At 68.2% G+C, this 14,746-nt stretch carries 13 protein-coding genes and 1 other RNA gene; 2 read left to right on the top strand and 12 right to left on the bottom strand.

Annotated features, from left to right (window positions below):
• Window positions 1-7 precede the first annotated feature (7 nt).
• From murD to rnpB, 9 genes are all read right to left on the bottom strand, one after another.
• Window positions 8-1,417: a UDP-N-acetylmuramoyl-L-alanine--D-glutamate ligase gene (gene murD / locus ACP696_RS02245; RefSeq protein WP_426032118.1), complete on the bottom strand. Its 1,410-nt coding sequence runs from the start codon at window positions 1,415-1,417 to the stop codon at window positions 8-10.
• A gap of 13 nt (window positions 1,418-1,430) precedes the next feature.
• A complete protein-coding gene (gene mraY, locus ACP696_RS02240) occupies window positions 1,431-2,546 on the bottom strand; it encodes a phospho-N-acetylmuramoyl-pentapeptide-transferase (protein ID WP_426014186.1) in 1,116 nt (371 codons plus the stop codon).
• Window positions 2,546-3,934: a UDP-N-acetylmuramoyl-tripeptide--D-alanyl-D-alanine ligase gene (locus ACP696_RS02235; RefSeq protein WP_426043424.1), complete on the bottom strand. Its 1,389-nt coding sequence runs from the start codon at window positions 3,932-3,934 to the stop codon at window positions 2,546-2,548. The genes mraY and ACP696_RS02235 overlap by 1 nt, the downstream gene beginning before the upstream one ends.
• Window positions 3,927-5,384 (bottom strand): UDP-N-acetylmuramoyl-L-alanyl-D-glutamate--2,6-diaminopimelate ligase, encoded by a 1,458-nt coding sequence (locus tag ACP696_RS02230; protein ID WP_426014190.1) that lies wholly within the window; start codon window positions 5,382-5,384, stop codon window positions 3,927-3,929. Before ACP696_RS02230 ends, ACP696_RS02235 begins: the two co-directional genes overlap by 8 nt.
• Complete coding sequence (locus ACP696_RS02225; RefSeq protein ID WP_426014192.1) at window positions 5,381-7,135, bottom strand: peptidoglycan D,D-transpeptidase FtsI family protein; 1,755 nt, start codon at window positions 7,133-7,135, stop codon at window positions 5,381-5,383. Before ACP696_RS02225 ends, ACP696_RS02230 begins: the two co-directional genes overlap by 4 nt.
• Window positions 7,132-7,590, bottom strand: coding sequence for a cell division protein FtsL (gene ftsL / locus ACP696_RS02220; protein WP_426014193.1), 459 nt, complete (start codon window positions 7,588-7,590; stop codon window positions 7,132-7,134). Before ftsL ends, ACP696_RS02225 begins: the two co-directional genes overlap by 4 nt.
• Window positions 7,587-8,582: a 16S rRNA (cytosine(1402)-N(4))-methyltransferase RsmH gene (gene rsmH, locus ACP696_RS02215; protein ID WP_426014196.1), complete on the bottom strand. Its 996-nt coding sequence runs from the start codon at window positions 8,580-8,582 to the stop codon at window positions 7,587-7,589. The genes ftsL and rsmH overlap by 4 nt, the downstream gene beginning before the upstream one ends.
• Window positions 8,579-9,046: a division/cell wall cluster transcriptional repressor MraZ gene (locus tag ACP696_RS02210; protein ID WP_426014198.1), complete on the bottom strand. Its 468-nt coding sequence runs from the start codon at window positions 9,044-9,046 to the stop codon at window positions 8,579-8,581. The genes rsmH and ACP696_RS02210 overlap by 4 nt, the downstream gene beginning before the upstream one ends.
• Window positions 9,047-9,394: 348 nt before the next feature.
• Window positions 9,395-9,794: RNase P RNA component class A (gene rnpB / locus ACP696_RS02205), an RNA gene on the bottom strand.
• A 168-nt stretch (window positions 9,795-9,962) separates the two neighbouring features.
• On the opposite strand from rnpB, the gene ACP696_RS02200 reads away from it, so the two are divergent.
• On the top strand, window positions 9,963-10,232 hold the full coding sequence (locus ACP696_RS02200) for a hypothetical protein (protein ID WP_426014200.1): 270 nt from the start codon (window positions 9,963-9,965) through the stop codon (window positions 10,230-10,232).
• Between the two features lie 264 nt (window positions 10,233-10,496).
• Here the strand turns inward: ACP696_RS02200 and ACP696_RS02195 are convergent, their stop codons facing one another.
• From ACP696_RS02195 to ACP696_RS02185, 3 genes are read right to left on the bottom strand one after another with little or no spacing between them, the layout of a single operon-like run.
• Window positions 10,497-11,096, bottom strand: coding sequence for an FMN-binding negative transcriptional regulator (locus ACP696_RS02195; RefSeq protein ID WP_426014202.1), 600 nt, complete (start codon window positions 11,094-11,096; stop codon window positions 10,497-10,499).
• Window positions 11,096-11,830: an N-acetylmuramoyl-L-alanine amidase gene (locus ACP696_RS02190; protein WP_426014204.1), complete on the bottom strand. Its 735-nt coding sequence runs from the start codon at window positions 11,828-11,830 to the stop codon at window positions 11,096-11,098. The genes ACP696_RS02195 and ACP696_RS02190 overlap by 1 nt, the downstream gene beginning before the upstream one ends.
• A complete protein-coding gene (locus ACP696_RS02185) occupies window positions 11,827-12,720 on the bottom strand; it encodes a DMT family transporter (protein ID WP_426014205.1) in 894 nt (297 codons plus the stop codon). Before ACP696_RS02185 ends, ACP696_RS02190 begins: the two co-directional genes overlap by 4 nt.
• Window positions 12,721-12,895: 175 nt before the next feature.
• Between ACP696_RS02185 and ACP696_RS02180 the strand changes: the two genes are divergently transcribed.
• Complete coding sequence (locus ACP696_RS02180) at window positions 12,896-14,377, top strand: flavin-containing monooxygenase (RefSeq protein WP_426043423.1); 1,482 nt, start codon at window positions 12,896-12,898, stop codon at window positions 14,375-14,377.
• Window positions 14,378-14,746 lie beyond the last annotated feature (369 nt).

Genomic DNA, 14,746 nt, shown 5'->3' with positions numbered 1-14,746 from the left:
GACGCCGTCAGGCCCGCTTGGCGGCCGGCTTGCCCAGGCCCATCACCGCGACGCGGAAGGCCTCGCCCCGCTGCTCGAAATCGGCGAACTGGTCGAACGAGGCGCAGGCGGGCGATAGCAACACGATGGCCTCCTCGCCGCTAGCGACCGCGTCGGCATAGGCGGCGGCGACGGCGGTCGCGATGTCGCCGGACTGGCGCACCGGGGCCTTGCCCTCCAAGGCCTTGCCGAAATCCTCCGCCGCCTCGCCGACCAGATAGGCCGTGGCGACGCGCGGGAACAGATCGACCAGAACGTCGATGCCGCCGGCCTTGGCCACGCCGCCGGCGATCCAGTGGAACTTCGGATAGCTCGACATCGCCTGGCGGGCGGCGTCGGCATTGGTGGCCTTGCTGTCGTTGACGAAGCGGACCTTGCCGATCTTGGCGACGGTCTCCATCCGGTGGGCCAGTCCCGGAAAGCTCATCAGGCCGTCGCAGGCCTGCTGGGTGGTCAGGCCGAGGGCGCGGGCGGCGGCGTAGGCGGCGGCGGCGTTCTGCCAGTTGTGGCGGCCCGGCAGGCTGCGGGCGCGCAACAGGTCGACCATCTCGGTCACCCGGTCACCCGTGGCGTCGTACAGCATGCCTTGCAGGGCGTAGACGCCCCGGCCCATGGCCTTGCCGGCGCTGATCGGCCAGATGGTGCGGCGGTTGGCGGCGGTGATCTCGGTGCAGATCTGCTGGCACCACGGATCATCCACCCCGATGATCGCGGTGTCGCCCTTGCCTTGGTTCTGGAAGATCTTGCGCTTGGCGGCGATGTAGCCGTCCATGCCGCCGTGACGGTCCAGATGGTCGGGCGAGATGTTCAGCAGCACCACGGCGTCGGCGTGCAGGCTGGTGGTCAGGTCGAGCTGGTAGGACGAGAGTTCCAACACATAGACGGCGCCGCCGTGCATGTCTTCCAGGCCCAGCACGCCCTCGCCGATATTGCCGCCCACGCGGGTGTCGCGGCCGGCCTGTGTGAAGATGTGGCCGATCAAGGCCGTGGTTGTCGACTTGCCGTTGGTGCCAGTGATGGCGATGATCTTCGGCTTCTTGTGCTCGGGCGCGGCGTTGACCGTCCGGGCGAACAGCTCGATGTCGCCCAGGATCTCGACCCCGGCCGCCTTGGCCTTGCCCACCGTCCAGTGCGGTTTGGGATGGGTCAGCGGCACGCCCGGCGACAGCATCAGGGCGGCGTAGTCGCTCCAGTCGCCGGTCGACAGATCGACGACGTTCAGGCCCTCGGCCACGGCGGCCTGGCGGCTCTCGGGCTTCTCGTCCCAAAGCGCCACCTTGGCCCCGCCGGCGATCAGGGCGCGAGCAGCCGTCAGCCCTGTCCGGCCCAAGCCGAACACAGCGACGGTCTTGCCCTCGAAACCGCGGACCGGGATCATGGCGCGCCCCTTCCTATCTCAGTTTCAGGGTGGCGAGGCCGAGGAAGCCGAGCATCATCGCCACGATCCAGAAACGGATCACGACGGTGGACTCGGCCCAGCCCAGCTTCTCGAAATGGTGATGGATCGGCGCCATCAGGAAGATACGCTTGCCGGTCTTCTTGAAGTAGCCGACCTGGATCATGACGCTCAGCGCCTCGACCACGAACAGGCCGCCGACGATGCCCAGGACCAGCTCGTGCTTGGCGCAAACGGCAATGGCGCCCAGCGCCCCGCCCAAGGCCAGCGATCCGGTGTCGCCCATGAAGATCTTGGCGGGCGGCGCGTTGTACCAGAGGAAGCCCATGCCCCCGCCGATGATCGCGCCGCAGACCACGGCCAACTCACCGACGCCGGGCACGAAATGCAGGTTCAGATAGTCGGCGAACTTGTAGTTGCCCACGAGGTAGGTGATCAGGCCAAAGGTCGAGGCGGCGATCATCACCGGCACGATGGCCAGGCCGTCCAGGCCGTCGGTCAGGTTCACCGCATTGGAGAAGCCGGCGATCGTGACGGCGGCAAAGGCCACGTAGAACCAGCCCATATTGATCACCAGGGCCTTGAAGAACGGGAAAACCATCGAGGTTTCGAGCCCGGGCGTCATCGACTCCTTGGGGGCGAACAGGATGAGCACGACCGCGGCGATGATCGAGACGACGAACTGGGCGATCAACTTCTGAATGCTGGAGAGGCCCGCCGTGGTCTGTTTGGTGACCTTGGCGTAGTCGTCCATGAAGCCCAGCACGCCGAAGCTGCCGGTGATCACCAGCACGACCCAGACATGGACGTTCTTGAGGTCGGCGAACAGCAGCGAGCCGACGAACAGGCCGGCCAGGATCATGAAGCCGCCCATGGTGGGCGTGCCGGCCTTCTCGGTGATGTGGCGGGCGATGCCGTCGGTGCGGATCGGCTGGCCCTTGCCCTGTTTGGCCTTCATCCAGCGGATGAAGCGCGAGCCCATGGCCACGGCCACCACATAGGCCGTCAGCATCGACATGCCGGTGCGGAAGGTCAGGTACTTGAGCAGGTTCAGGACCGGCACATGCTCGTGCCCGCCTCGCGACAGGAACTCGTAGAGGAAATACAGCATCAGCCCCGTCCTTCGAGGTCGAGCGCGTTGAGCGCGGCCGCCACGGCCCCCGCGCGCGACCCGTTCGAACCCTTCACCATCACCACGTCGCCCGCCCTCATCGCCGAGACGACCAGAGGCGCGAGCTCGGCGGCGCTTTCGGCATAGCCGCCGCGTCGAGTCGGCGGTAGCGCTTCCCATAAAGATTTCATTAACGGTCCGGCGCAGAACACCAGATCGATGTCGGCGGCGGCGATCGGCGTGGCCAGCTCACTGTGAAAACGACCGCTCTGCGGGCCCAGTTCCAGCATGTCGGTCAGCACCACGATGCGTCGGCCGGCCACCTGGCGCGCGCCCAGGGTCTTCAGCGCCGCCTGCATCGAGATCGGGTTGGCGTTGTAGCTTTCGTCCACGAGCGTGAAGGTTCCGCCCGGGATCTTGACCACCCGCTCGGCGCCACGCCCCTCGATCGGCTCGAACTCGGCCAGGGCCGCCAGGGCGGTGTCGCGATCGACGTCCAGAGCTTCCAGCATCAGCAGCACGCACAGGCTGTTGAGGCCCCAATGGACGCCGGTCTGCAGGATCGGGAACTGGATCGTCTCGCCACGCAGCACGGCGGTGAGGGTCGCGCCCTGGGCGCTGGCGGCGAACGCGGTCAGTTGCGCGGTGACGCCCTCGCCCGTGCCGAAACTCCAGACCTCGGCCCCGGCCTTCTCGGCCTCGGCCTTGAGCAAGCTGTACCAGGGATTGTCGGCGTTTAGCACCGCCACGCCGTTGGGCTCGAGACCTGCGAAGATCTCGGCCTTGGCGCGGGCGACGCCCTCTTCGCCGTCGGCGAAGTTCTCCAGATGCACCGGGCCGACCGTGGTGATGGCCACCGCGTGCGGACGGATGAAGTTCGACAGCGGGATGATCTCGCCGCTGTGGTTCATGCCGACCTCGAACACCGCGCGCTGGGTGTCGCGCGGCATGCGCGCCAGGGTCAGGGGCACGCCGATATGGTTGTTGTACGACTTGACCGAGGCGTGGGCCTTGCCCGCGCGGCGCAGGCCCGCCTCGACGGCGCGGGTGACGCTGGTCTTGCCGACCGAGCCAGTCACCGCCCCGCGCCGCACTTGGGGCGCGCGCTCGCGGGCGGCGACGCCCAGGCGCTCCAGGGCCAGGAAGGTGTCCTCGACCAGCACGGCCGGGGTGGCGACGGGCTTGGAGACCAGGGCCCCGGCCGCGCCCTTGTCAGTGATCTGGACGATGAACTCATGACCGTCCCGGGCGCCCGACAGGGCCACGAACAGGTCGCCTGGCGCGATGCTGCGGCTGTCGATCGATACGCCGGTGGCCTCGAAGGCCCCCAGCACCTGGCCGTGGGTCGCGCCGGCGATCTCGTCAGCCGTCCAGAGGGCGTTAGACATGGGCCGCCTCCAAAGCCTTCGCGGTTTCGGTGACGTCGTCGAACGGATGGTTCACGCCGGCCACCAGCTGGCCCTGCTCGTGACCCTTGCCAGCCACCACCAGCACATCGCCGTTAGACAGCAGCGCCGCCCCGGCCCGGATGGCTTCGCGTCGGTCGCCAAACTCCTGGGCGCTCGGCGCGGCGGCCAGGATGGCGGCGCGGATCGAGGCCGGCTCTTCGGAGCGGGGATTGTCGTCGGTGACGATGGCGACGTCGGCGAGGCGCGCGGCGATCTCGCCCATCAGGGGCCTCTTGCCGCGATCGCGGTCGCCGCCGGCCCCGAACACCACGATCAGCTTGCCCTGGGTGTGAGGGCGCAGGGCCGCCAGCACCGTCTCCAGGCCGTCGGGGGTATGGGCGTAGTCGACATAGGCCTCGCCGCCGCGCGCGCCGGTCCCGACCCGCTGCAGCCGGCCGGCCGCGCCTTCGAGATGTTCGAGGGCGGCGATCGTCGCCTCGAGGTCTTCGCCCGTCGCAAGGCAGAGGCCCGCCGCGACCAGCACGTTGGAGGCCTGGAAATCCCCGGCCAGCGGCAGCAGCACGTCGAACTCCCGCCCCTGGGCGGCGATCCTCAGGCGCTGGCCCTCCGGCACGGGGGTGCGCGAGACCAGCTTGAGCCCCTGTCCATCATGGCCGACCGACAGGATCGTCTGGCCGGAGGTGACGGCGGCCGAGGCGAAGGCCGGGAAGGCGTCGCTGTCGGCGTTGAGCACCGCGGTGCGGGCGCGCGGCAGCAGGGTCTCGAACAGCCGCAGCTTGGCCGCGCGATAGGCGCCCATGGTGCCGTGGTAGTCCAGGTGGTCCTGGGTGAAGTTGGTGAAGCCGGCGGCGGCCAGGCGCACGCCGTCCAGCCGCCGCTGGTCGATGCCGTGCGACGAGGCCTCGACCGCCAGGTGGGTCACGCCCATGCCGGCCAGCCTGGCCATCATCTCGGCGACATCGGCGGCGTCTGGCGTGGTCAGGCCGGGCGGGGTCAGTTGCTGGTCCGCGACGCCCGGCGCGCTGACCACGACTCCAAGCGTGCCCATGCTCGCGGCCTTGTGGCCGAGGCGGGCGTAAATCTGACGGGCGAAGCCGGCGACCGAGGTCTTGCCGTTGGTGCCGGTCACCGCGATGCAGGTTTGCGGCTGCTCGCTCCAGAACTGGGCGGCGGCCAGGGCATAGGCGCGGCGCAGGTCGCCGGCGTGGACGGTCGGGACCGCCAGGCTGTCGACATCGTCCGGAGCGAGGATGGCGGCGGCGCCCGAGGCGATGGCGCCGTCGATGAAACTGCGGCCGTCCGCCTTGCTGCCCGGCAGGGCCGCGAACAGGAACCCGTCGGCCACCTTGCGGCTATCGGCGGTGACCCCGGTGATGACGGGATCGACCACGCAGGGCCGGTTGAGGATCTGGGAAAGGGTCTTGCTCAAAGTCCCGCCTCCGGTGCAGCTTTCGGCGACTGGGCCACAGTGAAGATGTCGGCCTGGCGCTTGACGCCCAGGAACGGCGCGATGCGGTCGATGACCCGGCCGGCGGCCGGCGCGGCCACCCAGCCGCCGGTCGAGAAGCCCGAGGTCTTGGCGTTGCCCTTGGGCTCGTCCAGCAGGACCAGCACGAAATAGCGATCGGCCTCGAGCGGGCCCTCGGTGGGGAAAACCGCCGCGAACGACGAGACCTGGCGTTGGTGGTTATAGCCCTTGAGCGCGGGATCGTACTTCTCGCCCGTGCCGGTCTTGCCGCCCACCGTCAGGCCCGGGATGTTGGCCGACTTGCCGCTGCCGCCGGTGACGTTGGCGCGCATGATCCGCAGCATCTGTTGCGAGGTCTCCTCCGAGATCGCGCGCGGCGCCTCGGGGCGCACGCCCGGCGCGCGCTTCAGGATGGTCAGCGGCTGAAGCGTTCCGCCGTTCAGCAGCGCCCCCATCGCCTGGGCCAGGGCCAGGGGCGACACATTGATGCCGTGGCCAAACGAGGTGGAGGCCACCGCGTCGTCGTCCCACTTCTTCGGGGTCAGGGGGCGGGCCGATTCCAGCAGCTCCACCTTGGCCGGCTTGGTCAGGCCCAAGGCGTTGAAATAACGGCTCAGGCGCTCGCCGCCGATCCGCTCGGCCAGCATGGCGGTGCCGATGTTGGACGAGTGCTGGAACACCTCGACCAGGGTCAGGATCTTCTTGGCGGCGTGGAAGTCGTGGATCGTCCGGTAGCCCAGCTTGAACGGCTCGCGCGCGTCGAAGGTCGAGGCCGGCGTCGCCGCCCCGGTGTCCAGGCCGATGGCCACGGTAAAGGCCTTGAAGGTCGAACCCATCTCATAGACCGAGGCCGCGGCGTGGTTGGTCATCTGCTCGCTGGACGCCTGGTTCAGCTGGTTGGGGTCGTAATCCGGATAGCTGATCATGCCGAGGATCTCCCCGGTATGGATGTTGGTCACGATGCCGACCGCGTCCTTGGCCTGGAACTCGATCGCGGCCTTGCGGACCTCGTCCTCCAGGGCGGCCTGGACGCGCAGGTCGATCGACAGCGCCGTGGCGCCGTCCGGACCCTTGGCGGCGGCGTCGCGCACGGTCTTGTCCAGCGCCTTCTCGGCCCCGGACAGGCCCAGGCCGCCCTTGTCGACGAAGCCGATGAAGTGGGCGGCGCTGGCGCCCAGCGGATAGACCCGGCGCGCCTGTTCCTCGAACTGCACGCCCGGCAGGCCCAGGTCGAAGATCGCGCCCTTCTCGGCGGGCGTCATGCCGCCCAGCACGAAGCTGCGGCGCGGACCCGAGACGGCTTCGTTGATCCGCTTGACCGGCACCTGCGGCAGGGCCTTGGCGAGCGTGACGCGGGTGGCCTTGGCGTCCCAGACTTCCTTGGGATCGACATAGAGCGCGTAGTGGGTCAGATCCACCGCCAGGAGCTGGCCGTTGCGATCGACCAGGTCGCCGCGCGCGCCCGCGGTCGAGGCCAGATAGCTGTTGCCGCCGACCTTGGAGAACACCGCCGCCCAGGTCGCGCCCAGGGCCAGGACGGTGAAGGCCAGGCCGAAGATCGCCATGACGAAGAAGATGCGGATGCGGGTGTCGTCTTCCGGGCGGGCTGCGGCGCGCGAGCGCTCGAAGGCGTGCTCCAGCCGCCAGACCCGCTCGATCAGCCAGCGCCAGGCGCGGGGTGCGCCGCCGGGGGCGAGATTGGACAGGCTCATCGCGGAGCCTCTGCGGGAGCCGGCTGAGACGAGAGCTGGGGCGGCGGATAGTCGTCGGGCGTCGCCTCGGGCGCCTCGGCGGTGGCCGCCGCCCCGGCCGCGCTGACCGACGGCGCGGCCGGGGCGTGGGCGACGGGCGCATTGCGCGCGAGGTCGATCAGGGCGTCCTCGGTGGTTTCGTGCTCAGGCTTGATTGGCCCGAGGTTTCGGCTCGCGGCGTACTGCTCGATGCGGCCCGGGCGCTCGAGGTAGGCGACCTCGGCTTTCAGCAACCGAACCCGGACCTTCTCATCGACGATCTGCTGCTCGACCGAGGCGATCTCGGCGCGCTCGCGGCCGGCGAAGGTCTTGGCCATGTAGACGCCCAACACCAAGGCGATCAGCAGGCACAGGCAAACCAGCTCCACCACCCGGAAGCCCCGTATGCGCCGATCGAACATGCTCGACAGGCTCATCGGGCGTCACTCCACACCGGAGCCTGCGTCCGCACGGCGGCGCGCAGCTTCGACGAGCGGGCGCGCGGATTGACGGCCAGTTCGGCCTCGCCCGGCGCGATGGCCTTGGACGAGATCAGCTGGAAGCTGGCCGGCGCGCCCACCTCGACCGGCGGGGCGTGGCGCGAGCCACCGGGCGTGCGCCCGGCCCGCTCGGCCAGGAAAGTCTTGACGATGCGGTCTTCCAGCGAATGGAAGGTGACCACGGCCAGCCGGCCGCCCGGCTTCAGCACCCGCTCGGCGGCGACCAGCCCGGCCTCCAGCTCTTCCAGCTCGGCGTTGACGGCGATCCGCAGGCCCTGGAACGAGCGGGTGGCCGGATGGGCCTTGGCGCCCTTGCGTCCGCCCAGGGCGCGCTCGATCACATGGGCCAGGTCCAGGGTGCGGGTGAAGGGCCGCTCGGCCCGGCGCTTGACCAGGAAGCTGGCGATGCGGCGCGAGGCGTGCTCCTCGCCATAGACGTAGAGGATGCGCGCCAGCTCGACCTGGTCCAGGTCGTTGACGAGGTCGGCGGCCGTGGGGCCGTCGGCGCCCATGCGCATGTCCAGCGGACCGTCGCGCATGAAGGAAAAGCCGCGCTCGGCCTCGTCGAGCTGCATGGAAGACACGCCAAGATCCAGGGTTACGCCGTCAACCGACGCATCCTCCAGATACGCCGTGATTTGCGAGAAACGGTCCTCGATCAGCCGAAAGCGACTATCCGTCGCGGAATTGGCCGTCGCGGAATTGGCCGTCGCGGTGAATTCGGCGGTGAAGCGCTGGACGCTGGGATCGCGGTCGAAGGCGATGACCGTCGCGCCGGTGGCCAGGATGGCGCGGGTGTAGCCGCCAGCCCCGAAGGTGCCGTCGATGACCACGTCGCCAGGGCCTGCCGCCAGGGCGCCGACCACTTCGCCCAGCAACACCGAGACGTGCGGCGCGACCTCGGGAGGGGTGTCGGAAAGCTCGGTCATGCGACGCCGCCGATCCGCGCGGTGCGCTGCTGGGCGCGCATGGCGGCCAAGCCGTCGCGGGCCAGTTCGCGCTGCTCGGCGCGGTGGGCCTGGAAGGCCTCGCGCGACCAGATCTGGAACCGCTCGCCCAGGCCGACCAGGGCGACCCAGTCGGTCAGGCCGAACATCTCGCACAGGGTGTCGGGAAGCGTGATGCGGCCGGCGGTGTCGAACGACAGCTTGGCCATGCCGCCCAGCACGCTGACCTCGAGGGCCGAACGCAGCGGGTCGCCGAAAGGCAGCTCCTCGATCACGCCCTGGTAACGGTCAAACAAGCTTTTCCCGCCAGCTTCAAGGCAATCGGCTTCGATGGAAGGAAAGCAGAAGATCCCGTCGAACGGGCCCGAGAGCGTGGCGCGGAAATCCTGCGGCACAACGATGCGCCGCTTGCTGTCCAGCTGCTTCTCGAACGTCGAGAGAAACACCCCACTACCCCTATCGAAAAGCCCGCCGCCGGACGCCCTGACACGCTCGCTCCGGCAGAACTGGGTTAACATGGGATTGATTGGGAGACAATGACACCAACAGGCGTTTCGCCGCGAAAACAAAGGTGTCGCGGCGGGTGTTCACAGAGCCCGTGAATCTATCAACAGAACATACACAGAACATGTTAAGACTTCGGCTGGCGCTAGACTCGCTGAACGCCTTGCGAACACGGGAATGAGCGCATCGACCCGGCTCGCGCGGTGGACAAGCGGGGGTAAAACCCACTTTCGCGAAAGGTGGCGGCTGGGGACCAGCGCATGCGCCGGTCCCCATTCTGGCGCGCGAAATGGACCAGATGGTCTGTAAGCCGGGTTCTGTCTGACGTCCGCCCCTCCCGAAAGAAAGACGACCGCGAGACGGCCATTCCTCTGGACCGCCCCTCGCGGGACGGTTCTCGCGACCTACCCGGACCCTCTCAGCCAGTGACGGCCTATCCGACGCGAGGCCGGCGCGGGGTCCCTATTCGGTCTTGCTCCAGGCGGGGCTTGCCATGCCGTCCCTGTTGCCAGGTCCGCGGTGGGCTCTTACCCCACCCTTTCACCCTTCCCGCCCCGAGGGGAGGAGGTTTGCTTTCTGTGGCGCTATCCCTGGGATCGCTCCCGGCGGGCGTTACCCGCCGCCTTGTCACCGTGGAGCCCGGACTTTCCTCGACCTTCTTGCGAAGACCGCGGCCGCCCGACCATCTGGTCCGAGGGGGTGTTTGACGGGTCCGTGACGGCGGGTCAATCGGAGATCGAGGCACGATGAGGTAGACTGACTTCACCGCCTAGCTCGGCGGAGAAATTCCATGCCGCACCCGACCGCCCGGAGGACCATCCCGGTCAGCTACGCCGCCTTGGCTTCCTGGACGGCGAATTGGCCATTCCCGACGAGTTCGACACGATGGATGCGGATGAAATCCGCGCGATGCTTGAAGACGGTCTGCTGTTTCCGACGGAGGTCGGGAAGACAAAGCCCCCACTGTCCTTTCATCGCTCGCGCTTTCGCACCGAAGCGAAATGCGATCGATCGGCGCAACGCCCCGGAGCCGCCATTGCTCACGTCAGCTTAGGGTGGTTGGCGGACGCGAAAAACCCTCTCTATTTGAGAGAGGGAGGGGCCCGCCGCGAAGCGGTGGGAGGGTGAGAGGTTTCACCGCTGGCCGGAAAATCCGAATCCGTCCAGCCGCCTTCGAAGGTCCGGAGGAGCACACAACGGCAACAAATCCTGGATCTGGCAGCTGCCCCAACCTGCTGGATGACCATGCCCTATTCGGTGAGAATGTAACCTCTCACCCTCCCATGGCTTCGCCATGGGCCCCTCCCTCTCTCCAAGAGAGAGGGCTTTTTAAGGCGCAACCCAATGTCCGCCCAGGGTCGGAAGCCAAACGGCCAATCCCGAGATTCGACCCTAGCTCCGCATCAATCCCGCGATCGGATGCTCCCCCAGCGCCGCGACCACCCCAGCCCGATCCGCTTCGCTCTTGTTCTGCGACAGCTTGAACGTCCCCTCCAGGCGATCGACGACCAACCGCGCGCCGATGATGGCGCGGGTCATGGCCTCGAAGCGGCCAGGGCTCATCTTGTGGCGGGTCCAGGGCGGCTTGGGCAGCAAGCGCGCCTCCTCCTGGGCGGAGAGGTCGTCGAGCAGGGCCACCAGCTCGACGTCGTTGAGCCCGGCGACCGAGCCTTCGGCCTCGACCGACAGGTAGTTCCAGGTCGGGACCTGGTCTTCGCCCGCGTACCAGTCCGGGCTGACATAGGCGTCGGGACCCGTGGCCAGCGCCACCGCACGAAAGCCCTGGACGATGTACGGCGATAGCACGTTGCCGCGCGACAGGTGGAAGTCGAGGGCCACCTCGCCGTCACCGAGATGGCGGATCACCACCGGCGCCTGGGCTGTGAACGGCCGGCCGCGCACCGCCGCCGCCAGCGTCACGAACGGATGGGCGGCGATGAAGCCCAGCAGGGTCGCGCGATCCTCGACCCGGAACGGCTGGGCCGGATGCATCAGCCGGCGGCCCGCAGCAGGGCCACCAGCCTTGCCCGGGTCTCGCCGTCGGCGACGCCGTCGAAGCGGGTCTGCAGCCAGTGGCGCTGGAAGGCGGCCACGATGGTGGTGGTCCAGGCGTCGTACTTGCCGGACGGCGGGCAGTTGTAGCCCAGGCGGGTCAGGCCGGCCTGAAGGGCGAAGACGCCGGTCCCCTCCTCGCCCTCGCCCAGCGGCGCGCCGGGCGACGGCGGCGGCTCGACCCAAAGACCGTGGCCGGCCTCGGCTAGCCGCTTCCAGGGGAACAGCTCGCCCGGGTCGATCTTGCGGCCGGGGGCGATGTCGGAATGGCCCAGGACGCGGTCATCGTCGATGGTCCACCGCGAACGGATGTCGGCCAGCAGGTTGATCACGGCGGCGACCTGCGCGTCGGGAAAGGCGCGGTAGCCAAACTCGTGTCCCGGATTGACGATCTCGATCCCGATCGAGGCCGAGTTGATGTCCTTGACGCCTTTCCAGAAGGCGGCCCCGGCATGCCAGGCGCGGCGCTCCTCGGGCACCAGGCGAAACACCCGGCCATCTTCCTCGACCAGGTAGTGGGCCGAGACCTTGGCTTCCGGATCGCACAAACGCTCCAGCGCCGCCGGGCCGGTCTCCATGCCGGTGTAGTGAAGGATCACGCTGTCGGGGATGGCCTTGCGGGCATCGAAGTTCGGCGACGGCGCGTCGGCCAACTTCAGAGGGGAGGGCGTCATTGGAAACGGTTCCTCATCAGCAGGATCAGCGGCATGACCTGGTTCTTGCGCAGGGCGATGATCAGCACGCCGACCAGCGCCAGCGCCGTGCCGATTCCCATTCGGATGTCGAAGTGATCGTGGGTGATCAGCACGCCCAGGCCAATGGTCATCAACGGGGTCATCAGGGTCAGCGGCGCGATCAGATTGGCCTCGTGACGCTGGATCAGGCCATAATAGGTCGTGTGTCCCAGCACCGACACCACCAGGGCCGAGAACAGCACCGCGGCCACGAACGGCCAGCCGGCATGGGCGGCGAGGCCCAGGCCGCCGGGCTCGAACACCCCGCTCAGCGCCGCCAGGGGCGCGACGGCGGTGAAGCCGACCCAGGCCTGGAACTGCAGGGGCTTGACCCCCTCGATCTGCTTCATCATCACCGCGCCCAGCGAGCCGGTGAAGGCCGAGCCGACGATGAACCACAGGCCCGGCGACAGCTGAAGGCCGTGCGGGTTCCACATCACCACCACCGCCCCCGACAGGGTCAGGGCGATGCCCAGCCCGCGCTTCCAGCGCACCTTCTCGCCCAGCAGCAGCACCGACAGGATGGTGGTGAAGGGCACGGCGACCTGGATGACCACCGCCGCCGCCGAGGGCGAGGCCGTCTTGAAGCCCATGAACAGCAGGGCGAAGTTGCCGACGCCCATCAGCAGGCCGACCACCACGATCCGCCAGGTCGGCCGGGGCGCGGGCAGCAGCCACGGCAGGGTCACCGCCGCGACGATCGCGAACCGCACCGCCGCATAGAACAACGGCGGCACGCCCCAGTGGGCGACCACGATCTTGGAGATGATGTTGTTGCAGGCCCAGACCAGGCAGACCAGCACCAGCAGACCGAAATCGCGCAAGTTCATGCCGGATCGAATACGCGGCCAAAGCCGCGGTGCGCAAACGAAAACCCGCCGGAAATCGAAAGGACGGTACGCCACCGGTTGACCGACGGTCAAAATGGTCGCCTCTATATGAACGTCGATAAGATAACCAAGACGTCCGGGCACGCCGGACCACATCGGGGAGCGGAGCGAGCGCATGGCCATCGAGCATTTCGACGTCCTGATCGTAGGAGCGGGCCTGTCGGGCGTCGGCGCGGGCTATCACCTGCAAACCCACTGCCCGGGCAAGACCTATGCAATCCTCGAGGGCCGCGAAGCCATCGGCGGCACCTGGGACCTGTTCCGCTATCCCGGCATCCGCTCCGACAGCGACATGTACACCCTGGGCTATTCGTTCCGGCCCTGGCGCGAAGCCAAGGCCATCGCCGACGGCCCGTCGATCCTGAGATATGTCCGCGAGACGGCCAAGGACCACGGCGTCGACCGCAAGATCCGCTTCAATCACAAGGTCCAGCAAGCCAGCTGGTCCTCGGAGACCGCCACCTGGACCGTCGAGGCCGAGCATGACGGCCGGGTCGTCACCCTGACCTGCAACTTCCTGCTGATGTGCAGCGGCTATTACGACTACGCCGCCGGCTACACGCCGCCCTGGGAGGGTGTCGAGACGTTCGGCGGCCGCATCGTCCACCCGCAGCACTGGCCGGCCGACCTCGACTATACCGGCAAGAAGGTCGTGGTGATCGGCAGCGGGGCCACCGCCGTCACCCTGGTGCCGGAGATGGCCAAGACCGCCAGCCACGTCACCATGCTGCAGCGCTCACCCACCTATGTGGTCTCACGTCCGGCGGAGGACGCCCTGGCCAACTGGCTGCGGGCCAAGCTGCCGATCATGCTGGCCTACCGCATCACGCGTTGGAAGAACGTGCTGATGCAGATGCTGTTCTTCAACATCGCCCGCAAGAAGCCGGAAAAGACCAAGGCCCAGCTGATCGGCCTGGTCAGCGAACATCTGGGGCCCGACTACGACGTCGCCACCCACTTCACGCCCCGCTACAACCCCTGGGACCAGCGCCTTTGCCTGGTGCCCGACGCCGACCTGTTCGCCTCGCTGAAGGCCGGGACATCGTCGGTGGTCACCGACCATATCGAGGCCTTCACCCCGACCGGCCTGAAACTGACCTCGGGCGCGACCCTGGACGCCGACGTCGTGGTCACCGCCACGGGCCTGGTGATGCAGCTGGCGGGCGGCATGAAGGTGGTGGTCGACGGCCAACCGGCCGACCTGTCGCAGAGCCTGTCCTACAAGGGCATGATGTTCAGCGATGTGCCCAACTTCGCCTCGACCTTCGGCTACACCAACGCCAGCTGGACCCTGAAGGCCGACCTGACCGCCGAATATGTCTGCCGGCTGATCAACCACATGGACCGCACCGGCACCGTCCAATGCACCCCGCGTGTCACCGACCCCGACATGCCGGTCGAGCCGTGGCTGGACTTCAGCTCCGGCTACGTCCAGCGCGGCATCGGCAAGTTCCCCAAGCAGGGCGCGCAAAAGCCCTGGAAGGCCTACCAGAACTACGCGCTCGATCTGGTAACCCTGCGGCTGGGCAAGGTGGACGACGGGACGATGGTGTTCAGCAAGGCGAAGGCCAAGGCGAAGGTCACGGAGGCGGCCTAGAACGCCTCCCCCCGTGGGGGAGGCGATCGCGCAGCGATCGGTGGGGGGAGTTTTGGGGTCTCCGATCCGGAGGTTCGGCCACCTGCTAATCACTCCCCCCTCCGTCGGCTTCGCCGACACCTCCCCCAAAGGGGGAGGACTTCCGGTGCGCGAAGGCGCCGACAGGCTGGCGCGCACCGCAGCGGGCGCCAAGCACTGCCGGGTCGCCAACGTGCTTGAAACGTCCAGCCCCTTCCCAAACCGCCCGCATCGGCGAGGCCGCGCCTTAAAACCTTGATGGCGAGCTTGCTCTGGCGTCTGACGATGTCAAGGACCGCCTCTGGCGGCCGCGTCGCGGCGGCGCTTCGCGCCGTCCTTGACATCGTCAGA

This window comes from Caulobacter sp. DWR3-1-2 (assembly GCF_049896225.1).
GTDB lineage: Bacteria > Pseudomonadota > Alphaproteobacteria > Caulobacterales > Caulobacteraceae > Caulobacter.
This window is presented reverse-complemented; position numbering and strand designations above follow the sequence as displayed.